The sequence below is a fragment of the Collinsella sp. genome, from assembly GCF_052346665.1.
GTDB lineage: Bacteria > Actinomycetota > Coriobacteriia > Coriobacteriales > Coriobacteriaceae > Collinsella.
In genome coordinates this window covers 1-19,720 of sequence record NZ_DAWDUX010000041.1, presented here as the reverse complement: position 1 = coordinate 19,720, position 19,720 = coordinate 1, and the positions used below count along the sequence as shown (strand labels likewise).

At 61.6% G+C, this 19,720-nt stretch carries 20 protein-coding genes and 1 tRNA gene; 17 read left to right on the top strand and 4 right to left on the bottom strand.

The window, feature by feature from the left end; all coding sequences use genetic code 11:
* Positions 1 to 274 precede the first annotated feature (274 nt).
* From ACT8II_RS07830 to ACT8II_RS07815, 4 genes are all read left to right on the top strand, one after another.
* A complete protein-coding gene (locus ACT8II_RS07830) occupies positions 275 to 652 on the top strand; it encodes a GntR family transcriptional regulator (protein WP_443813655.1) in 378 nt (125 codons plus the stop codon).
* A 2-nt stretch (positions 653 to 654) separates the two neighbouring features.
* On the top strand, positions 655 to 1,611 hold the full coding sequence (locus tag ACT8II_RS07825; protein ID WP_443813653.1) for an ABC transporter ATP-binding protein: 957 nt from the start codon (positions 655 to 657) through the stop codon (positions 1,609 to 1,611).
* Positions 1,608 to 2,318, top strand: a complete 711-nt coding sequence (locus tag ACT8II_RS07820) for an ABC-2 transporter permease (protein ID WP_443813652.1) — start codon at positions 1,608 to 1,610, stop codon at positions 2,316 to 2,318. Before ACT8II_RS07825 ends, ACT8II_RS07820 begins: the two co-directional genes overlap by 4 nt.
* Before the next feature lie 286 nt (positions 2,319 to 2,604).
* Positions 2,605 to 3,405 carry a tyrosine-protein phosphatase gene (locus tag ACT8II_RS07815; protein ID WP_443813650.1) on the top strand — a complete coding sequence of 267 codons (801 nt, stop codon included), beginning with the start codon at positions 2,605 to 2,607 and terminating at the stop codon, positions 3,403 to 3,405.
* Positions 3,406 to 3,699: 294 nt separating this feature from the next.
* Here ACT8II_RS07815 and ACT8II_RS07810 read toward each other — a convergent pair whose 3' ends face one another.
* The gene (locus ACT8II_RS07810; RefSeq protein WP_443813648.1) at positions 3,700 to 6,057 is read right to left on the bottom strand and encodes an LTA synthase family protein; all 2,358 of its coding nucleotides are present in this window, start codon (positions 6,055 to 6,057) and stop codon (positions 3,700 to 3,702) included.
* Between the two features lie 218 nt (positions 6,058 to 6,275).
* Between ACT8II_RS07810 and ACT8II_RS07805 the strand changes: the two genes are divergently transcribed.
* The gene (locus ACT8II_RS07805; protein ID WP_118652201.1) at positions 6,276 to 7,067 is read left to right on the top strand and encodes a nitroreductase family protein; all 792 of its coding nucleotides are present in this window, start codon (positions 6,276 to 6,278) and stop codon (positions 7,065 to 7,067) included.
* A 136-nt stretch (positions 7,068 to 7,203) separates the two neighbouring features.
* On the opposite strand, the gene ACT8II_RS07800 is transcribed toward ACT8II_RS07805, so the two are convergent.
* Positions 7,204 to 9,240, bottom strand: a complete 2,037-nt coding sequence (locus ACT8II_RS07800) for a KUP/HAK/KT family potassium transporter (protein ID WP_233545979.1) — start codon at positions 9,238 to 9,240, stop codon at positions 7,204 to 7,206.
* Positions 9,241 to 9,553: 313 nt separating this feature from the next.
* The gene (gene rlmKL, locus ACT8II_RS07795; RefSeq protein WP_118652204.1) at positions 9,554 to 12,223 is read right to left on the bottom strand and encodes a bifunctional 23S rRNA (guanine(2069)-N(7))-methyltransferase RlmK/23S rRNA (guanine(2445)-N(2))-methyltransferase RlmL; all 2,670 of its coding nucleotides are present in this window, start codon (positions 12,221 to 12,223) and stop codon (positions 9,554 to 9,556) included.
* 160 nt (positions 12,224 to 12,383) lie between these two features.
* Between rlmKL and ACT8II_RS07790 the strand changes: the two genes are divergently transcribed.
* The 9 genes from ACT8II_RS07790 (at position 12,384) to ACT8II_RS07750 (ending at position 16,666) form a co-directional block, all read left to right on the top strand.
* On the top strand, positions 12,384 to 13,304 hold the full coding sequence (locus ACT8II_RS07790) for an HAD hydrolase family protein (protein WP_158574778.1): 921 nt from the start codon (positions 12,384 to 12,386) through the stop codon (positions 13,302 to 13,304).
* A gap of 149 nt (positions 13,305 to 13,453) precedes the next feature.
* Positions 13,454 to 13,530, top strand: a tRNA-Met gene (locus tag ACT8II_RS07785).
* 439 nt (positions 13,531 to 13,969) lie between these two features.
* Positions 13,970 to 14,269: a helix-turn-helix transcriptional regulator gene (locus ACT8II_RS07780; RefSeq protein ID WP_443813645.1), complete on the top strand. Its 300-nt coding sequence runs from the start codon at positions 13,970 to 13,972 to the stop codon at positions 14,267 to 14,269.
* 3 nt (positions 14,270 to 14,272) lie between these two features.
* Positions 14,273 to 15,157 (top strand): hypothetical protein, encoded by an 885-nt coding sequence (locus ACT8II_RS07775; protein ID WP_443813644.1) that lies wholly within the window; start codon positions 14,273 to 14,275, stop codon positions 15,155 to 15,157.
* A 207-nt stretch (positions 15,158 to 15,364) separates the two neighbouring features.
* A complete protein-coding gene (locus tag ACT8II_RS07770; protein WP_443813642.1) occupies positions 15,365 to 15,595 on the top strand; it encodes a hypothetical protein in 231 nt (76 codons plus the stop codon).
* Positions 15,595 to 15,816, top strand: a complete 222-nt coding sequence (locus tag ACT8II_RS07765; RefSeq protein WP_443813640.1) for a hypothetical protein — start codon at positions 15,595 to 15,597, stop codon at positions 15,814 to 15,816. The genes ACT8II_RS07770 and ACT8II_RS07765 overlap by 1 nt, the downstream gene beginning before the upstream one ends.
* On the top strand, positions 15,806 to 16,135 hold the full coding sequence (locus ACT8II_RS07760) for a hypothetical protein (protein WP_443813639.1): 330 nt from the start codon (positions 15,806 to 15,808) through the stop codon (positions 16,133 to 16,135). The genes ACT8II_RS07765 and ACT8II_RS07760 overlap by 11 nt, the downstream gene beginning before the upstream one ends.
* A 2-nt stretch (positions 16,136 to 16,137) precedes the next feature.
* Positions 16,138 to 16,326, top strand: coding sequence for a hypothetical protein (locus ACT8II_RS07755; RefSeq protein ID WP_443813637.1), 189 nt, complete (start codon positions 16,138 to 16,140; stop codon positions 16,324 to 16,326).
* Positions 16,292 to 16,666 carry a hypothetical protein gene (locus ACT8II_RS07750; RefSeq protein ID WP_443813635.1) on the top strand — a complete coding sequence of 125 codons (375 nt, stop codon included), beginning with the start codon at positions 16,292 to 16,294 and terminating at the stop codon, positions 16,664 to 16,666. Before ACT8II_RS07755 ends, ACT8II_RS07750 begins: the two co-directional genes overlap by 35 nt.
* 162 nt (positions 16,667 to 16,828) lie before the next feature.
* Here the strand turns inward: ACT8II_RS07750 and ACT8II_RS07745 are convergent, their stop codons facing one another.
* Complete coding sequence (locus ACT8II_RS07745) at positions 16,829 to 17,110, bottom strand: hypothetical protein (RefSeq protein WP_443813633.1); 282 nt, start codon at positions 17,108 to 17,110, stop codon at positions 16,829 to 16,831.
* A 318-nt stretch (positions 17,111 to 17,428) separates the two neighbouring features.
* Between ACT8II_RS07745 and ACT8II_RS07740 the strand changes: the two genes are divergently transcribed.
* From ACT8II_RS07740 to ACT8II_RS07730, 3 genes are all read left to right on the top strand, one after another.
* Positions 17,429 to 18,985 carry a MobA/MobL family protein gene (locus tag ACT8II_RS07740; protein WP_443813631.1) on the top strand — a complete coding sequence of 519 codons (1,557 nt, stop codon included), beginning with the start codon at positions 17,429 to 17,431 and terminating at the stop codon, positions 18,983 to 18,985.
* A 63-nt stretch (positions 18,986 to 19,048) separates the two neighbouring features.
* The gene (locus tag ACT8II_RS07735; RefSeq protein WP_443813629.1) at positions 19,049 to 19,366 is read left to right on the top strand and encodes a BrnT family toxin; all 318 of its coding nucleotides are present in this window, start codon (positions 19,049 to 19,051) and stop codon (positions 19,364 to 19,366) included.
* The gene (locus tag ACT8II_RS07730; protein ID WP_443813627.1) at positions 19,363 to 19,566 is read left to right on the top strand and encodes a hypothetical protein; all 204 of its coding nucleotides are present in this window, start codon (positions 19,363 to 19,365) and stop codon (positions 19,564 to 19,566) included. Before ACT8II_RS07735 ends, ACT8II_RS07730 begins: the two co-directional genes overlap by 4 nt.
* The last annotated feature ends 154 nt before the right edge of the window (positions 19,567 to 19,720 follow it).

Here is a 19,720-nt window from a genome sequence, read left to right as displayed (position 1 = left end):
CCTCCCATCTCGAGGACTTTATTTTCCAGTCCAAGAAATGGGAGGCAGTTCAGAGGAGGTCCTGCTGCCCGTTTTGTTTTGAAGCGGCTGCGCATCCTGCGCTTTTCCCTCAACCCGTATCTTCAAAATAGTACTTGCACTGTGTATAGGTGTGTATATACTGTAACTATCGAGTATATACAGTATGCTCGGTTGTGGTCGCCTCATGACGTCTGGGAGTGACCGTGGCGCGACGGGGACGCCCAACGCGCAGACGGGAAGGGAACATTGATTCGTGGAAATCATCATTTCGAATTCGAGCAACCAGCCCATCTACGAGCAGATCGTCCGGCAGGTCAAAAGCCAGATCATGGCGGGTGGCCTGAGTGCGGGCGAGCAGCTCCCCTCGATCCGCGCGCTTGCGAACAGCTTGCGCGTGAGCGCCATCACGACTAAGCGGGCCTACGCGGACTTGGAGGCGCAGGGGTTCATCGAGACGGTGCAGGGCAAGGGCAGCTTCGTGGCCGGTGGCAATGACGAGCTGCTGCGCGAGGAGCGACTGCGCGAGGTCGAGGAGCGCCTGCTTCAGGCCATCGAAGCTGGCAGGGCGCTCGATTTGGGCGATGAGGAGCTCATCGAGATGATGAGGACCCTTTTGGAGAGTGACGACTAGCTATGACTTCATCACGAGTGGGCGCGCCTCTTATCGAGGCTCGCAATATCACCAAGCATTACGACGGCTTCACACTGCAGGGCGTATCCCTCACGGTGGAACCGGGGCAAATCGTGGGTTTTATCGGGCAGAACGGCGCTGGTAAATCAACGACCATCAAGGCCCTGCTCGGCATCATCGGTATCGATGCGGGCGATGCCCGAATCTTGGGTGTCGATGCGCGCGGGCTGTCCGGCGCCGACGCCGCGGTGAAGGAGCGCATCGGCGTAGTGTTCGACACCGTTTCGACGCCGCCGCATATCAAGATCGCCGAGGTCGGCAAGCTTATGGAGCGCGCGTATCGGAATTGGGACGCGCGCGTGTTCGAAGAGTATCTTCACCGGTTCAAGCTCGATTCGAGGAAGGCGATTAAAGAGCTGTCTCGCGGTATGGGTATGAAGTTGAGCTTGGCTTGCGCCCTGGCGCACAACCCGCAGGTGCTCATCTTGGACGAGGCGACCGCCGGGCTCGACCCCATGGCACGCGATGAGGTGCTCGACATGCTGCGCGAGTTTGTGGCGGTGGAGGATGCCGCGGGAAACCCGCAGCATGCGATTCTGATGAGCAGCCATATCACGAGCGATCTCGACAAGATCGCCGACACGGTGGTGTGCATCGATGACGGGCGTATCGTGTTTGCGTGCGACAAGGACGAAATCTGCGACCTCATGGGAGTGGCGCGGTGCCGTGCGGCGGAGGTCGAGCAGGTGCTGGCGAGCGCGCAGGCGCCTATGGAGGTGCGCGTTTTGCATCACGACTATGGTGTGGACCTGCTCGTTTCCGATCGTTTTGAGTTCATGCGCGCGTTCCCGCAGATCCCATGTGACCGCGTGTCGATTGACGACTACATGGCGCTCGTCCTCAAGGGCACGGTCCTGCATCCGCGTGACGGCGTCCAGAAAGGCGGTGATGCGCGATGATGCGCATGCTCAAGATGGAGCTCACGGTGTCTGGGCAATACCTCAGGCAGCTGGTGTTCAGCATCCTGTTCATGGCGGTGTGTTTCACGGTAGGCGTGGGCAGCACTTCCATGTTGCCGGGCATCATTTTCATGATGGGGATGTTCAGCCTGTCAAATAGTGCGAGTCATTACGACGAGCAAAACGATTGGGCTGCGTTTAGGTTGACCATGCCCGTGTCGCGCAGAGATGTGGTGTTGGGTCGCTATCTGTTCGTGCTGGCGGGCACGCTGATCGCGTCGCTGTTCGTTGCCGTAGCGGCGTGCCTGCTGTCCTGGATGGGCGGGGCTTCGCTACTTCCCGAGGTGGTCGCCAACGTGGTGCGCCTCGATGCGGATATGATTCAGGCGGGGGTGTTCGCCCTTGCGTTCTGCAGTGCCATGGGGTTTGTGACCGCATCGGTATCCATGCCGGTGTTCTTCAAATTCGGCCAGACCAAGGCGACGCAGTGGCTGCCCTTCATCATGATGTTCTTGGGAGTTGCGCCGTTAATGGTGGGCGGCTTCATGGGCGAGGAGGCCATTATGGCCATGCAACAGGCGCTTTCGTTCGCGGAAACGCCTGAGGGCCTGACGTCGTTTGCCATGGGCGCTTTGATTTTCGGTGTGGTGTGCTATATCGTGAGCGCGCTGGTCTCTCTGCGGGTGTATAAGGCGTGCGACCTGTAAGGGTGCGCAAATGCCAAACAGTCTCAATTCGGGGGCTGCTCCCAATATCAAACGGCTCAATTCGGGGACCATCTTCATCCAGGGACCATCTTCAACTTGAGAGAGCGGGGCGGGTGCAAAGGCATTCGCCCCTTTGTTTTGGCGATTCGGGCATTTCGAGGCAGAGCGGGATGCCGTAAGCGTTGCGTAAGCAAGTGGCGAACACCGAGCGATACGATGTAGTGTACAAACCGCATGGCAAGATCCAGTGTATGAGAGCTTCGATTCGCAAGGTGGATTGGCGCATATGGTAATTGCAATTGAGCGGCGCGGTGCCGCAGTTCATTCCGCCGGCTCCCAGCAGCTTCCGCTTGCCCGCGTGAGAAACGTGCGCGATTTGGGCGGGTATGCGTATAGGGCGGAGGACGGCTCGCAAGGGGAAACAGCATATGGCATCTTTCTTCGCGGCCCGTCTCTTCGCAAATTGACGCCTGGAGACTATGAATATCTGCAGGAGTACGGAGAGGGCCTGAAGTGCGTTGTCGATTTGCGCAGCGATTTTGAGGTTGGCCATTGGCCCGATCCTTATGCCCGCGGCCGAGACGGTGTGGCGTACGTGCATGTTCAGATGCTCGACCAGCTCAATTCGGGAAAGTTTCGTGACGCACTGCCGGATCGCATGTCGACGGTGTACAAGGGGCTGCTCGACAATCACGCTTCGAGCATCCGGCGCGTGATGGAGTCGATTGACGCCTTTGGGCAGGACGGCTGCACGCTGTTTCATTGTCGGGCGGGCAAAGACCGGACGGGCGTTGTGGCGATGTTGCTGCTGGGGCTCGCTGGGGTTTCGGATGGGGATATCGTTGCGGACTATGCGGCTACGCAGCGGTATCTCGGACGGGGGCTGCGCGCTCAGCGCGTGGCTGTTTCCGCACTTTTGTGCCGTCGCGCTCCTCGTTGCCTGTTCGAGGCGATTCCCGCCGAGATGGAATTGACGCTTGAGCATCTGCACGAGCGCTACGGAACGGTCCGGGAGTATCTGGAAGGTCACGCCGAGGTGCCCGTCGCCGTGCTCGACCGGATTGCGCATCGACTGAGGTTTGGTTGATCGCTTGGTGGGGGTGCGGCGTGTCGGATAGTTCATGAATGGGACTTTTGGTAATTAGAATTCGAAACCGTGAAGTAGCGGATGAGAAGTTGGGCGCCCTACCTGCGGGTTTATTTTGGCGTTGGGGTTGTCTACCGGGCAAGGTCGGAAAGTAATTACCAAAAGTCCCTCAAATGAAAAACGGAGACGGCAATCATATGCAAAACCCCTGCATGTTTTGATCGCATGCAGGGGTTTTGACGTCATGATATGCAGAAGCGGGCCGAGCGCTTGCCTCTCGACCTTTCGCTCGGGTTACTTGATCTGCGTCGTACCGGGCGCGAGGTTCGGATCGGTCTCGTTCGCGGCGCTCTGGCGAAGCTTGGTGTACACATCCTTGCCGTCGCCGAAGAGCTCGTAGTACTGAATCGTGGCGTACTCGGAGCGCGCCTGCAGTGCCTTTTGCAGCGAAGTCTGGGCATCTCCGCCGTTCTCATCCTCCTTGACGCTGGACAGGTAGATGGTGCCGGTGGCGTCAAGGTAGCCGGTGGTGTTGATGGCGGGCAGCGCGCTGCGCAGGGTGAGCTGGGCCTTCTGGTAGTCGTTGAGCGGCGCGCCGATGATGTTCATCATCTCGGTGCCCAGGTAGTTGGTGGAGAGATTGTCCACATGGCTGTCCTGGTCGTTGCCGGCGACATCGTAGTTCGCCCAGATGAGGTAGTCGGTGGTCCACAGGCGCATGTTGTGCTCGGCCTTATCCTCATTGGTGAACCAGCGGTTGTTGTACTTGTCGGGGAAGAACGGCTGGTGGTCGCCAAAGAACACGAGCACGACGGGGCGGTCGAGCTTGCGTAGCTTGCCAACGAAGTCCTTGAGCGCGCGGTCGGATTCCTCAATGAGGGACAGATACTCGTTGACCTCGTTGTTCACCGCGCCGTCAATCAGGTAGTTGTTCAGCTTGTCGGGCGGGAGCAGACCGGTGTCATAGCCGGAGTGGTTCTGCATGGTCACGTCGAAGATGAACTGAGGCGCGGAGTCGGACTCGAGCATCTCGAGGATCTTGTCGTAGGTGGCGGCGTCGGACACCATGCCGCGGAGCTTCTCGGCATCCTGGAAGTCGTTGATCGTCATGAAGCGATCGAAGCCGAAGCCGGAGTAGACGTTCTCGCGGTTCCAGTTGGTGCCGTGGTTGGGGTGCATGGCCGTGGTGGTGTAGCCCAGGTCCTTGAACTGCTCGGCGAGATTCTTGGTGTCGAGCAGGTCGTAGATCGTGTAGGGGTACACGCCCGACCCCAGATAGGACATGGAGTTACCGGTGAGGAACTCGAACTCGGTGTTGCAGGTGCCGCCGCCGTACGCGCTCACGTAGAGGGTGCCGCGCGAGAGGGTGTCGGGGAGGTTCTTGAAGAACTGCGGGCCGTTGTAGCCGGCATGCATGTTCTGGTAGATGGAGAGGTCCGAGAATGTCTCGTTCATGATGGCGATAACCGTGGGCTTTTCCTCGGCGAATTGGGCCTCGGCATCGGTGCGCTGCTGGGTCTTGCCGGTGGTCTCGTCGTACTCGCCGGCGAGCTTCTTCTCGAGCTTTTCAGCCTTGGCCATGTCGTAGTCCTCGGGCACGGGCGGCTTGATGGTCTGCGCGGAGGAGATGAACGTGGGGATGAAACCCTGGCGGTAGTAGCTCTCGAGCGGGCGCCAGGTGTACACGGTGATGTTGAGGGTGTTGTAGTAGTCGATGAGCGTGACGTGGGCGCCAACGCCAACGAGGCACAGGGCACCGATCAACAGGTTGGTGAGGAAGAGGCGGCGGTTGCGCTTGGCGGGCTCGGGGCGGAAGACGCCGGCGAGCGAGCACAGCAGCATGGAGATGGCCAGGAAGGCCATGCCGTACAGGCCGAACGCGCTGAAAATGTAGGTGAAGCCGCCGCTCACCGCAGCGGCAGTGCCCAGGGCGGAAAGGTCGGCGGGCTGGATGGGCATGGACTTGAACGTGATGACGAAGAACTGCGCCATGCCGATGCCCCAGCATAGGAAGGCGACGAACGCCGGGGCGCCACCGCGACGCTGGAATAGGTAGAACAGGCCGGCCATGACGGCGGTGATGAGTGCCCACTCAAGCAGGATGCACAGCGGGTAGCACCAGGTGAGGTCATGGTTGGAGGGGGTTTCGAGCCCGAGCATGGCGAACAGGCCGGCGAGCAAGAGCAACATCACGCAGACCGCGGTGGGGCGGTGCAGCGCGATGCGGAGCTCGTGGGCGCGGCCGCGCAGCTTACGGCCCAGGCGACCGATGCGGGAGAGGTCCTCGTCGCGGGTGATGCGATGTGCGCACGCATCGTACTTGTCACATGCACCGCAGTCGGGTCGGAAGGTGCGGGCGGCGAGTTCGTCACCGAAACGCATGTAGGATTCGATGCGCGCCCAGGTGATGTCACGCGCGAAAGAGGCCCAAGTGCAGGCGGTGAGCACGGCGTTCAGGATGATGGGAGAGAGGATGTCGTCGGGCGCCATGCCGAGAAAGCCCAGCGCGACGGCAATGGCCTGCATGATGCAGAACGTGATGCCCCAGCCCATGCCGGAGCGATCACCCGATTCCTTGCGACGGGTGAGCTCCCGACGGCCCAAGTAGGCGGAGGCGACAAGCCCCGCGATGGATACGATGGCAGTGAACATACGACAACCTCTTCTTCGCTCAACGGATGTTGAAGCAGGCGGCGTGCCCAAATCCTGGACAGCGCTTACCCGGCCTTGATAAACATGTGCTACGCGCGGAAGGCGACAAGGGAACATACTACCCACGGATTGTCGAGATTTAGTCGATAAGCTGCAGGTATCCGTTGTTTCCATAGAATGGGCCAAGAAGCGTAACCGATGCTTAAGGACGGCGGTAAATGGGAATGACGGGAAACGCGGTGCTCGACTGCATCGAGCGCAGGAGCTCGACACGGCAGTTCGACTTGACGGTGGAAATCACGGCCGAACAGCGGGAGGCCGTGCTCCATGCTGCGAGTAGGGCCCCAAGCGCCGGGGCGATGATGATGTATTCGATTATCGATATTCGCGAGCAGGCGACGCGAGATCGCCTCGCGGTGCTTTGCGACAATCAGCCGATGATCTCCAAGGCGCCGTGGGCGCTGGTGTTTGTGGTGGACTACTGCAAGTGGACCGACCTGTTCGAGCACGTGGGGTGCTTGACCGAGGAATTCGCGACCGAATCTGGCTGCACTGCCCGCCCGCATCCCGGTCTGGGCGATTTTGGAATCGCGGCGCAGGACGCGGTGATTGCGGCGCAGAATGCGGCAATTGCCGCCGAGGCGGTGGGATTGGGCACCTGCTACATAGGCGACATCATAGAGAACGCCGAGGAGGTGCGTGACCTTCTGTATTTGCCCGAGCACACCGTGCCCTTGAGTATGCTCATCCTTGGAACCCCTAAGAAGGAGCGCCCGGCAACCCCGCATCCGACCGTCAACCTTGTGATGGAGGAGCGCTATCGCCGCGCCGACGCTCCGACTATGGACGCTCAAATCGCCGAGATGGACGCGATGTTCCGCCCTCACGCAACGGAGTCCGGGGCGCGTGTGCGCGACATTTACACGCGCAAGCACACGAGCGACTTCATGGCCGAGATGAGCCGGTCGATGGACTTGTGGCTTCGGAATTGGCTTGGAAAGGGCTGGTAGAAACATCTCAAGCGCGATGCTCGGGGCTCCGCTGGGGCCTCGGTTTCGTGGCGAACGTCCTGGTACGCGCAAACAAAAAAGACCCATCCGGTTGGATGGGTCTTTTTGACATTCAGTGAGATTGCGGAGGCGCTCGTTAGCAGCGCTCATCCATGGCGACGCGTGCGATGCGGTCGACCGGCTTGAACTTGGTGAACAGCGGCACGTACTCGTAGAACACGCTGGAGTTCTCCAGGCCGAACCACTGCACCGGCGAACCGGCGAAGCGGCGGATCGCGTACTTCATCGCGATGGCGTGGCGCTCACGCTGCTCGACGTCGGACTCGGGCGCAAGCGTCTTGCGGATCAGGCAGAAGCGGAAGGAGCCGACCACACCGGGCTTGTCGTACACGGAATAATCGTGCACCTGCGGCGGCAGCTCACCGGACGCGGACAGGTCGGAAACGATCTGGCGCAGGTAGGCGTTCACGCGCTGATTGACCTTGTAACCCAGGTGGAGGTGCACGCGGTACACAAAGTCGGTGCCGTAGTTTTCCACGGAGTACTCGAAGGTGTGCGGCTCATCGGTGACCTCGACGTTCAGGAACCAGTAGGCGCGGGCGCGCTTGGGGTGCTTATCGAAGATCGAGTACAGGATGTCGCGGTCGAGCATGTCGGTCGACGTGCTGTTGGTGAGGTAGACCAGGTTGTCGCAGAGCGTCTCGTAGTGCGAGTCGTTGCGTAGACGGTCGAGCTGGTCGATGTATTTGCGCACGGGGAGCATCGTGTACTGGCGGCGCTCGACGCGGCTGCCGTTGTACCAGCTGACCATGACGCCCATGATGAGCGCGGCCATCAGGATGGTGAAGTAGCCGCCATGGAAGAACTTCGTGAGCGAGGACACGAAGAAGAAGCCCTCAAGCGCGACGAAGAAGATGACGAAGGCCCAGGGGAAGACCTTCATCTTGCGCACGCCGTGCAGGTAGAAGAAGAGCAGCACGGAGGTGCAGATCATCGTGATGGTGATGGCCAGACCGTAGGCGGCCTCCATGTGAGCGGAGCTCTGGAACAGCAGCACGACGATAACGCAGCCGACCCACATGACGTTGTTGACCATGGGGATGTAGAGCTGGCCCTTGGTCTCGGCGGGGTAGAAGATCTGCATGTGGGGCATGAGATCGAGGCGGCTGGCCTCGGACACGAGCGAGAACGCGCCGGTCACGAGCGCCTGGCTCGCGATGATCGCGGCGCAGGTGGAAAGGATGACGCCGAACGGACGAACCATCTCGGGCAGCATCTGGAAGAACGGGTTGAGGTCCTCGATGAGGGCGAGCTCGGGGTTGCCGGCGTTGGCGAGCAGCCAAGCGCCCTGGCCGAGGTAGGACAGGATGAGGCAGATCTTGACGAAGGGCCAGGTAGCATAGATGTTGCCGCGGCCGACGTGGCCCATGTCGGAGTAGAGGGCCTCGGCGCCGGTAGTGGCGAGGAAGCAGCTACCCAAGATCATGATGCCGGCATGGTTGTTGGGAGACAGCAGGAAGCTGATGCCGCGCAGCGGGTTGAACGCGAGCAGGACAACAGGGTTGCCGAGCACGTAGATGAGACCCGCGCCGCCGAGGAACAGGAACCAAAACGTCATGACCGGGCCGAAGGCATGGCCGATCTTGGAAGTGCCCACGCGCTGCACCGCGAACAGCAGGCACACGATGATGAGCGTGATGACCACGACGTTCATCTGGTTGTCACCCATGATGTCGTGCACGGCGGGGATGGTGCGCAGGCCCTCGATGGCCGTGGTGATGGTCACCGCGGGGGTGAGGATGCCGTCGGCGAGCAGGGCGGCACCTCCGAGCATGGCGGGGAGGATGAGCCATTTGCCGTATTTGCGCACGATGCTGTAGAGCGCGAAGATGCCGCCCTCGCCGTGGTTGTCGGCCTTGAGGGAGACGAGCACGTACTTGACGGTGGTCAGCAGCGTGACCGTCCAGATGACGAGCGAGAGCGCGCCGAGGATGAACTCCTCGGTCACGGTCATGATGCCGCCTTGGCCCGCAAGCAGCGCCTTGGTGACGTACATGGGCGACGTGCCGATGTCGCCGTACACGACGCCCAGGGTGACGAGCATCGCGCCGATGCTTACCGGGATCGCGGCAGAACCGTGCCCGTGCTCGGATGATTCAGTTGAGTGTGCCATTGCGGTATTGCTCCTTGGCGAAGATGACCCGGCGCCGGCCTTCCCCCAGCGCGCCGAGAGGCATATGCATGCCATCTAACGTTCAAGCCATTATAGGGATTGTGCAGGGCAAACGCTATATGTCACAAGCTGCAGGAACGCAAATAGAAGGGTGGGTTGCTTCCGTTTCCTTCCCCTGTCCCGTGCCCTCCTCCCGCGAAAGTTAACTCTCGCGGGAGCTTTTCTCCCGGTTCGCCTGATTCGTTCCCCGAGAGTTAACTCTCGGGGAACGCAGATACCGAAGAGTGCACGCCCCTTAGGCCCTCATGTTGGGTCAGCGCCCGCCGCGCGCATCGCGGCGGCGCGTCTTTTCGCGGCGGGTGTTGCTGCCGCTCGGTTCGCTGCTACGTGCATCGTCATGGCGCCGGGCGTTCTCGCGCAGCTCGCGCGTGCGCTCGCGAATGGCGCTCTCGTCCATGCCCACCATGCGCATGGCCTCCTCGGAGGTGTGGCGGCGGACCAGGTAGCAGTGGTGAATGCGCTGGTTGCGGGCGAAGTCCTCGGGGATGGTCTGCGCGGTGATGTCGGTGAGCACCACACCGGCGCGTGCGAGCTCCTCGGTATCGGGGCGGAAGGTGCGCAGGTTGCAGGAGAAGATCGCCTCGCCCTCTCGGGAGAGCAGGCGCGAGAGGCCCACGAGCAGCTCCACGTGGTCGCGCTGGACATCCCACGTGCGGCGACCCATTTTGCTCGAGTTGGAGAAGGTGGGCGGGTCGCAAAAGATGAGGTCCCAGCGGTTGCGTGTGGCGCGCATGTCGCGGATCCAGCTCATGACGTCGGCGCGCACGTAATGGTGGTCGGGGCCCACAAAGCCGTTTTGCTCCATGTTGCGCTCGGCCCAGTCCAGGTAGGTGTTGGAGAGGTCCACGGTGACGGTCTCCTCCACGCCGGCGTCGGCCGCGTAGCAGGTGGCCGTGCCGGTGTAGGCGAACAGGTTGAGGAAGAACCGCTTGCCGCGGGCGTGCTCGCGCACCAGGCTGCGCGTGATGCGGTGGTCGAGGAAGATGCCCGTGTCGAGGTAGTCGTTGAAGTTGACGGCGAAGGTGAGGCCGCCCTCTTCGATGAGGGGGAGCCTGCGAGTCCGGATGTCGGACGGGGTCCCCGCGCCGGTGCCCTGGGGTGCGCGAGCGGCGGCTTTGGGGCTCGGGCCTTGGCCGGCGCCGCCCTTGCGCACGCCGACGACCCCGTTGCCACCCATTGCCGCCGCGGACGTGCCGCCCGCCTGCTTGCCGTATTGCGACCCGCCGCGCGAGCGGATGCGGGCCTTGGCGAATACGTTTTCGGGGTTCACGTCGAGGATGCGCGGCGCGATGGCGAGCATGTCGAGCAGACGCGCCTCGGCGAGTGCCGGGTCGATGTGGCGCGGGGCGGCATACTCGGCAACCACGAGCCAGCGGCCCGGGGTCGTGGCACTGCCTTCGTACAGGTCGATGGCGGCGGAGTAATCGGGCAGGTCGGCATCGTAGACGCGGTAGCAGGTGATGCCCTCGCGCTGCGCCCACTTGCGGCGCTGCTTAGCGACTTTGCGCAGACGGCGCGCGAACTGCTCGGACTCGGGCAGCATGACGGGGCAGGGCTTACCATCGCCCAGGTCGATGGCGGTGGTGCCCGCGGGTGCGACTCGCTCGTCGTCTGCGGCCTCGGTGTCCTCGAGGTCACCCTCAGAGAGTTCGACGAACGTGAGGAGCTGGGCCCCCTCGTTGTTCGGCATGATGGACAGGCGACCGCGGGGGGTGCCGAGGGCTTGCTCGAGGACGTTGTCGCGCGTGAGGACGGTGACGGGCTTGCCGACGAGGGCTTCCCCAAAGGGTGCGCCCGCGCCGGTGCGCAGGTCGGTAACGAGGGAGAGAAGGCGCGGCAGCTTGGTGAGGGGGACCTCGGTCGTGTCGATGACGATGCCGCCGACGATCTGGGTGTCGCCGATAGCGGGAATGGCGAGTTTGCGGACGATTTTCTGCGCGTCGGGCTGGGCGAAGATCACGCGGTCCGAGGGGCCGGATGCCTTGAGGACGCGGCGCGCGCACGAGACGGCGTCACCGGAAATGTCGGTGGCAAGAATGCGCGCCGTGCGGTCGCGCGCCGCGTCGATGCGCCCGAGCGCCTCTTTGCGCAGGGAGAGCCACGCGGATTCGTCGTACTCCGCCCATGCTTTGAACCCCCAGTTGTCGCGCTCGAGGCCGGGCGCGCGGTCGGCGAGGATCTGGGCTGCCTCCAGCACGATGCCGCCGCCAGCGCAGCAGGCATCGACCAGGATGGGGAAGACGGAGGCGGTGCCGTCGTCCGCGGTGGAGGCCGCCGTGTCGCTCGCGCATGCCATGGCGTGCGAGCAGGCCTGTTGCCAGCCAAGCTGCGTCAGGGCCAGCGCGGCGTAGTCGGGCCGCAGCACGTGGGCGGCGCCGGGGCGGATTGCCTCGCGCGGGAGGCGCTTGAACAGCGGGTCGCCGGAAAGGTCGAGGTGCAGGCTGGCGCGGTCTCCGCGCAGCGTGAGCAGGATGCGCGCGTCGGGGTCATCCACGTCCACGTTGGGGCGACGGCCGGCGATCTCGACGAGGCGGTCGCACAGGGCATCCTTCACGCGCAGGGCGGAATAATGGGAGTTGCGCAGCTCATCGCTCGTGCCGCGCGCCGAGATGGCGATGGTTGCGCCAGGCGCGAGGACGTTCTCCCAAGCGATGGCGCGTGAGCCCTCGTACAAGTCGTCCGCGGTGACGCAATCGAAGCGGGCGAGGGTAACAAAGACGCGGCTCGCCAGGCGCGACCACAGGCAGGCGCGGTAGGCATCGAGGGGCGCGCCCGCGAACGTGACGCGGCCCTTGAGGCGACGAACCTGACGCAGGCCGAAAGAGCGCAGTTCGTCGGCAAGGGCGGCTTCAAAGCCCTCGGGGCAGCTCGCGTAAAACTCGTGCGCGGCAGTGTTGGGAGGCGTGAGGGGCGTCTGCGCCATGGTCACTCCTAATATAAGTGGCGGCAAAATCGTGTGTATGATGCGCGGCCGTCTGTCCATAATCTCTTTGTATTATGGCAGCTTCCTTACGCGTACGCTCCTCTTCTGTGCTGATGAGCTTGCTATCATGGTTCGAGCACAAGAGAGGGGAAGGATATGTATGCTCGATGATTCGAGTGCGGTTTGGACGCCCCTTGCGGGGGCCTCTATGGAGGCCGGAGCGGCTTTGGCTACATCGACGGCGCGCGGATTGGGGGACTCCTCGGCGTCGTTGTTCTTCGATGTAGATGGCACGCTCGTCTGGGTGGACCCTGCGAACATCCCCGAGGGGGAGGATTTCACCAAGATCTTGCCGACGTCGGGCGTGCTCGACGCAATCGGGCGGTTGCGGGAGCGCGGGCACCATGCGTACGTCTGCACGGGGCGCCCGCTTTCCATGGTGAGCGACGCGCTCGTGGCCGCCGGGTTCGACGGCGTGATCTCCGCGGCGGGGTCGTGCGTGTCGCTGGGCGGCGAGGTCGTGCACGAGACGCTGATCGATTCCGAGCTGGCGGCTGAGCTCATTCGCCTGGTGCTCGCCGTGGACACGACGGTGATGTTCGAATCGCGCGAGACGCCGCTCGTGGTGTCGCGGACGCTGGAGGCCGTCCCGGCGTTTCCCGACATGCCCGTCGCCCATTCCCTCGAGGAGGCGCTGGGGCTCGCTCCCGAATTGCGGTTTTGCAAGTTCACGCAGCCCGGGATGTTGAAGGCGCCCTCGATCATGGGCGACGCCCGCCTGTGCGAGCTGGTCGAGGCCAATTTCGACGTGTGCGATATGGGCCTGGCGAGCGAGTATTCGCAGAGGGGCGTGACCAAGGCGAGCGGCATTGCCAAGGTGCTGGAGCTGGAGGGGCGCGAAGTCGCGGGCACGTTCGCGTTCGGTGACTCCGAGAACGACCTCCCGATGTTCGATGCGGTGGAGACGAAGGTCGCCATGGGTAATGCGATGCCGGTGCTCAAGGAGCGCGCGGACTACGTGACCGACCATGTGAAGGACGATGGCGTGGTCCACGCGCTGCGGCATTTCGGTTTGATTTAGCATGTGCCCGGAGGGCACCGTTGGGAACGGCGTGTCGATTCCAACGGGGTTGAAAGGTGTCAGAATTGTGAAGACACTTAAGGAGGCCCTTGCAATGAAGGGGCTCTGCGCGTAATATAACTCATTGCGCACACGGTGCATCCAGACATTGCGGGGTGGAGCAGTCTGGTAGCTCGCCGGGCTCATAACCCGGAGGTCGTAGGTTCAAATCCTGCCCCCGCGACCAAGCAATTCAAATACCTGCGGAAACGCAGGTATTTTTTTATGCGGAGGGTCGTTTTTGCTTGAGTGTCCCTACTATTGTCCCGCTTTTCAAATATGTACGGGTCATTCGTCGGCTTGGGCGTAGCGGGAAATCTGGGGTAATATTAAGAAAATTGCATACGGAGCCGTGAAAGTAGACGAGTGCTCGCAGGGCTGCGCGAACGTCGTGATATGCGCATAAGTTCGGCTATTGGCGAAAAGCAATCGCTAGGCATAAGACCCCGAGAGAGGACGGCGGCTTGGTAACCGTCGCTTCGAGACGAGCGAACCCACACTACAGATGGGATGAACAGCTTCCAGCATCCGATTATGTGAACGAAAGACAACGACGGTCGGGAATGTCGTTCACGGATGTGCCGGTCCAGTTATGAGGCACGGAGCGACGGCAGAGAGCGGGTAAGATGCCCGTCTCTGTGTCGCTTTTTCATATCGACTCTCCGTTGTTTAGTGGTCGGAGAACCGTTATGAAACACAAAGATCAAGACAATTTAATCCCCGGCGTTGTTCCGATGGCGCTTTCGAGCGAGGACGCCGCCCGTGCGCTTGGCGTCTCCCCGAAAACGCTTGCCAATTGGCGCTGTGCAGGTAGGGGACCGGCTTACGTCCATATCGGTGACTCCCCTCGCTCGCCCGTTCTCTATCTGATGGAGGACTTGGAGAGCTGGCTGCATTCCCGCCGCCGTTGCGGGGGAGGTGAGTAGGTCGTGGAGGACTTACATTTTGACGGCTTGGAGTATTTCAAGTTGGAGCGAAAGCACTACGAAGGTGCTCGTGACAACCTGTCGCCGGCCCAGTATGACAAGGTAATGGGCGCAATGGCATCGTATTTCTTCGACGGTAAGGAGCCAGACAGGCTCCCGGCACCTGCCAAGCTTTATTTCGCTGGGATAAAGAACCAGATCGACTATAAGCGCGGCCAAGCCATCAACGCCTTGGGCCGTCGTGATGGGAGCGAGGAAGTTTCTGAGAGCGGTTTCGAAGACATTTCCGAGATTTCGGATAAGTCGTTTGCAAGTCCCTTTAAGGAACCTGAGAAAAAACTTCGCTCGGAAATCCCTTCTACCTGCTGCGACGTCATTGAAGCTGTGCAGCTGCCATTGGCTAACAGTAATGGTAACGATAAAAAGAGAGCTAGAGCTAGGGCTGGGTCTGGAGACGATACGAGGGAGAGCGGGGGAATGCGCGCACCAACCCTCGATGAGGTGATTGCTTATTGCAGGCATTGCGGCCTGATTGTTCCTCCCGAAAGGTTCTTCGACTATTACAGCGCCAATGGCTGGCGCGATACGAACGGCAGGCCGATTCGCGACTGGCGATCCAAGCTCCACGCTTGGAACCGGCGCGAAGGTCGTTTCCCCGAGAAAGCGCAATCCGCAGACGCCGGGAACGGCGGGGACGGGCGCAAGCGCCTCAGGATTGGTTGCATCACAAGCACGAAGAACGGTGACAAAAACGAGGGGGGATGGTACATACGGGAACCTTCAGAGTGCGCTGGCTTCATCCCAGGGAGTAAGGGCGTGAGCCGGGATGAGGCAATGCGCTTGGCGATTGAGCTGCACCCTGATCTGAGCGACGCGGTGGGGAAATAGGAGACGTCAGGAAGGCATATCGCTGCGACCAAGCATTGAGGACGATTTGATTTGAAAGGATGAGTGTCGGAAGACCGGAGATGGAAGCGCAATCTCCGGTCTTTTGCCGTCTTGCCGTCGGATGAAGCTCGCGCTTGGCTTTACCTGACTGGCAAAGCTGTATCCTGTATTTAGCAATGTCATGTTTCAGAATTGGTGGCTCATAATATGGCGCTCCTGTACAGCTGGACGGAGGATGGCTTGCCCGAGCGCTGCACCGTGTTGCGGGCGGAGGCCCATGATGCCATGTGCTGCCACTGCGGCGGGCCGCTCGAAGGTCCGTGCGTGCGCCTCGACGCCCCCGACGGCGACAGTTGCTTCATGCATCGTGAATGCGCATGCGACGGGTGCGGAGGGTTTGGCCGGGTGGAGATCGACGCGGCGAAGGGCGGTTTCTAGTGAGGTACCGCCTCGACGTGTTCAGGGATGCTGCGCTCTCGGAGCGCGTGGAGCGGCTGGGCCTGTCGGCGCCGTCCGACGAGATGGCCTTGGAGCAGGCCGAGGCGGTGCGCTGGAGGTGCGAGTGCGCGGGGCAGAGCAGGGCGCTCGTCCTGACGCGCGAGGACGGGGCCGCGGTGGCCCGCATGGGAAGCAGGAGGTTGAGCGGATATGGGGATTAGGCCGGTGCCGTGGAGCTTCACCATCGAGTTCGACGAGGGCAGGGCGGAGTCCGCCGGGTACGACGTCGAGGAGCTGTACGACTGCACGGACAGGAACGTCTCCCGCTACGGGTGCGTCCGCGCCGTCCGGGGGACGTGGATGGCGGCGGAGGGCGACGAGGTCGAGTCCCAGTGCCTCTCGCTGTCCCTCCTGTCGAGGGCGGATTGGTTCATGCGCACCGTCGGGTCCATCACCGCGTTCGAGGACGACACCGACGAAATCGACTACCTCGACGTGCTGCGCCGCTACGCCCCGCACCGCCTCCCGACCGGGCGGTGAGCATGTCCAGATGGGTCGTGACCGCGCTGGTCGAGGACGGGAGCTGGGTGCCCGTGGAGGTCGAGGCAGAGTCGATGGCCGAGGCCGTCGATTGCGCCTTCTCGCTCGATTGGGTCGAGAACGTGGTCGAGTGCCAGATGTTCGGAGGAGAAGAGAATGGACGCGAGCGGGTTGCCCCCGTGGAGCTTTGAAATCGAGTTCGACGAGGAGGAGGCCGCGCGAAACGGCTACGATCCGGACGAGCTGTACGACTGCGTGGGCAGAATCGTCGAGCCGATGGGCAACGTGCGCACCGCTCGCGGGTCTTGGCAGGCCGAATCCCGCGAGAACCAGTTCGGGGCGCAGTGCCCGGCGGTCGCCCTGCTCGTGAAGCAGCCGTGGGTCATGGAGAACGTCCGCTCCATCACGACCCATGAGGACATGAACGAGCCGGACGGCGAGGACTACCTCGCCGTGGTCCGGCGCGTGAGGCCCGAACTGTTCCCCGAGGGTAGAATGTGGTCGAGGCCCGTGGCCCCCGAGCAAGTGTAGCTCGGCAGGTGCGGGCCGACCGTAGTCCCCGTGCAATGGGCGCACGGACAGGCGTGGCGACCACTTCTGCGGGGAAGGGAGGCCCGGACATCAACGGCGCAATCGGAGCGCCGCGAGGGTCTGGGCTTCTTCATGTTGGATTGTGGCGCCGATCGCTACAGACTAGAGCCCTTCGCGTTCGGCGACTTCCTTCCTCTTCGTGTTTTCGAGCGAAGCGAAATACGACTCCGCCATCTTCCGCGCCAACTTCTCGTTGATCTCGAACTTCACATTGCCACGCTCGTGCGCCACGGCCTCTATGGTTGCCGCTGACACGATGAGTCGGTGGTTTCGTTCTGCCCGTTTCGACTCGACCTTCTGTTTTTCCAGCCTTTCGATTTCTTCGCGGCGTCTGTTTATCTGCTCGGTGAGCCTCGCGCTTCTTTGTCTAGGCGTGGGTGACATCGTGTCTCCTCGTATCTAAAAGACAATATGTCGTAGTCGATGCCCTGATGGGCGGCGGCACCAATCAGGGGCGGGGCGGCGGCACCCCGCTTTCACGATTATAGCGCTGGAGCGCTATAATCGTGAAACAGCGCACTTAAAACCACTTTCTCGGCGAGTGCCTGCGAGAGAGGTTTTCATGTGCGCTCTTACGGAGAGCGAGAACCGTGCAGGCGGTTTTCGCGATGCGGAGACGCGCCTTTTGATTCGAGGTGACTTCGGATGGCGATATACCACTTTTCTCGCAACGGCGTTTCCCCGGCGGCGGGGTCGAGCGCGGTGAAGGCGTCGGCGTATCTTAGCGGCATCTCCATGTTTCGGGAGTTGACGGGAATGAAGTGCTCATATGGGCGTGCCGACAGGGTCGTTGCTCATGGAGTCGCCTTACCGAAACTCGCGCCAGCTGCGTTCCGTGATCCCGAAATGCTCTGGAACGCCGCCGAGGCGGCGCAGCGCGGTAATGAGTGCTATGCCCACAGAGAGAAAATGGCTTTGCCGAAGGAGCTTTCCGCAAGCGAGAGGAAGCGCCTGATGGAGGATTACGCGGGCAAGGTCGCGAAGGCGACTGGGCACCCGACTGAGTGGGCGATTCACGATCAGACCGATGGCAATGGGAACTTCCACGGCCACGTCCTCGAATCGGAACTCGCTTGCGGTTGGAATGGATTTGTGAGGCCGAGCCAGCGAAGGAACATCAAGGTCTACCTCTGCCGTAAACCCGGCGGTGAGGATACTTGGGTGGACGCCGCCGACTGGAAGCAGTGGGCGAAGGGCGAGGGGTACGAGAAGGCGTTCACTTTCGAGGACGGCTGCCAGCGCACCATGTCTGAGGCGGAAAGTTCAGGATTGGGGAAGAGGGACAGGAAGAGTAAGAACCCGGTCGCCATGGTCGTCACGGATAGCGGTGAGGACGCGAGGGACGCTGCGAGGAATGCCCTTGTTGAGCGCAGGAAGCTGTGGGCCGATTGCGTCAACGCCGCACTCGAGAGGAACGATATAGACGAGCGCGTGAGTCATCTGAGTAATGCAGAGAGGGGAATCGAGGAGGAGCCAACGCGCCATCTCGGGTTGCGAGCTGCCGCCATGGAGCGTGACGCCAAACGTCGAGCGGAGGAGGCGGGCAGGGAATACCGTCCCGTCACACGCATCGGTCGCGAGAACGAAGAAATCAGGGCGAGGAACGCTGAAGCGTCAGCGGAACGGATTATTAGGGCCAATTTGAGCGAGCTTTGCCGCCTGGCGGCGGATAGGGCCGAGAACATCTACGAGTATCGCGAGGTGCTTGAGGGTTGGCGCGTCTCTGTCTCCGGCAGTGGGCGTCACCTGCTTATTGGCGACGCAGACGAACCGTCCGTTGCTCCAATTCCGCTGTCCGATCTATGCCCGGATCTCACGCCCGAGAGGCTTGCGGAGCGCTTCTTGATGAATGTAGAAGCCGACATTGAGAGGAAGGGCGCGGAGCTTGTCGAGGCCCGCGCAGTCGAAGCGGCGGAGGCGGAGCGTTTATCGATTGCCAAAAGGGGATATCTCGCTGCCATGAAATCCGCCTTCGTTGCCTACCGCAAGGAGGCGTATGCCAATAAGGGAGTTCCTGTGGAAGAATTCCCAAAGCTCAGGCTCCCGCGTCCGTCAAAGGATGTAATGGAGGACTCCGAGGTGAAGCGCTTGTGGCTTGCGTATCGACGCGATGCCGATGTGTTGAGAAACGAGCTGGCGTCTGGCGTACCGAGGAAAGCCGCTCGGGCTGGCAGCACGCAACCCCAGCGGCAGGAGCAGGGGCAGAGGCGCGCGGTTGAGCAGGTGAGAACCGATCGCAATCGTGGTAAGGGGCGTTAAGGAGGCATGCTGAATGGCGTTTGTGCAAGCAGCCGTTATGCCATTGACGAATATTTATAATATATGTATTATATCAATATGAATGAGAGTGGATACATAGACTTTGAGTGGGACGACCGGAAGGCCGAGTCGAACGTTGGCAAGCATGCCGTTACGTTCGACGAGGCGTGCGAGTCGTTCTACGACCCGTATGCTCGCATCATCGATGACCCGGACCATTCGGGTGATGAGGAGAGGTTCATTCTCATCGGGATGAGCATGTCGGCCCGGGTTCTCACGGTCTGTCATTGTGTCCGTGGCGAGGGTTCGACAATCCGCATCATATCCGCGAGGAAGTCGACCAGAAACGAGGAGCGCCAGTATTGGAGGTGGCGGAAATGAGGGAAGAGTACGATTTCAGTGAGAGCCGCGCGAATCCTTACGTCGAACGGCTGCGCAAACCCGTGACCATGAACCTCGACGTCGCGAACATCGAGTACTTCAAGGCTGAAGCCGCCCGCACGGGTGTGCCGTATCAGGTCATCATTAACATGTACCTGACCGAGTGCCGCGAGCAGGAAAAGCACCTCGCCTTCGCGTAGGTTCGCGTGACGATCCAATCTGGTTAGGCTGAATTAGTTCTGCAAGAAAGGGCCCAGTTCCGTGAACTGGGCCCTTTGTAGGTAGCCGCGCGGAGCCGCTGTCAACGGGAGCGTGGAATACCGGAGCCTTGGCGAGGATATGCCGCGAAAGCCC

Excerpts from the sequence above, each read along its gene's own strand:
- ACT8II_RS07825 (WP_443813653.1), top strand. The coding sequence starts at position 655 with ATGACTTCATCACGAGTGGGCGCGCCTCTTATCGAGGCTCGCAATATC.
- ACT8II_RS07820 (WP_443813652.1), top strand. The coding sequence starts at position 1,608 with ATGATGCGCATGCTCAAGATGGAGCTCACGGTGTCTGGGCAATACCTC.
- ACT8II_RS07815 (WP_443813650.1), top strand. The coding sequence starts at position 2,605 with ATGGTAATTGCAATTGAGCGGCGCGGTGCCGCAGTTCATTCCGCCGGC.
- ACT8II_RS07810 (WP_443813648.1), bottom strand. The coding sequence starts at position 6,057 with ATGTTCACTGCCATCGTATCCATCGCGGGGCTTGTCGCCTCCGCCTAC.
- ACT8II_RS07805 (WP_118652201.1), top strand. The coding sequence starts at position 6,276 with ATGGGAATGACGGGAAACGCGGTGCTCGACTGCATCGAGCGCAGGAGC.
- ACT8II_RS07800 (WP_233545979.1), bottom strand. The coding sequence starts at position 9,240 with ATGGCACACTCAACTGAATCATCCGAGCACGGGCACGGTTCTGCCGCG.
- rlmKL (WP_118652204.1), bottom strand. The coding sequence starts at position 12,223 with ATGGCGCAGACGCCCCTCACGCCTCCCAACACTGCCGCGCACGAGTTT.
- ACT8II_RS07790 (WP_158574778.1), top strand. The coding sequence starts at position 12,384 with ATGCTCGATGATTCGAGTGCGGTTTGGACGCCCCTTGCGGGGGCCTCT.
- ACT8II_RS07780 (WP_443813645.1), top strand. The coding sequence starts at position 13,970 with ATGCCCGTCTCTGTGTCGCTTTTTCATATCGACTCTCCGTTGTTTAGT.
- ACT8II_RS07770 (WP_443813642.1), top strand. The coding sequence starts at position 15,365 with ATGGCGCTCCTGTACAGCTGGACGGAGGATGGCTTGCCCGAGCGCTGC.
- ACT8II_RS07760 (WP_443813639.1), top strand. The coding sequence starts at position 15,806 with ATGGGGATTAGGCCGGTGCCGTGGAGCTTCACCATCGAGTTCGACGAG.
- ACT8II_RS07755 (WP_443813637.1), top strand. The coding sequence starts at position 16,138 with ATGTCCAGATGGGTCGTGACCGCGCTGGTCGAGGACGGGAGCTGGGTG.
- ACT8II_RS07750 (WP_443813635.1), top strand. The coding sequence starts at position 16,292 with ATGGACGCGAGCGGGTTGCCCCCGTGGAGCTTTGAAATCGAGTTCGAC.
- ACT8II_RS07745 (WP_443813633.1), bottom strand. The coding sequence starts at position 17,110 with ATGTCACCCACGCCTAGACAAAGAAGCGCGAGGCTCACCGAGCAGATA.
- ACT8II_RS07735 (WP_443813629.1), top strand. The coding sequence starts at position 19,049 with ATGTATTATATCAATATGAATGAGAGTGGATACATAGACTTTGAGTGG.
- ACT8II_RS07730 (WP_443813627.1), top strand. The coding sequence starts at position 19,363 with ATGAGGGAAGAGTACGATTTCAGTGAGAGCCGCGCGAATCCTTACGTC.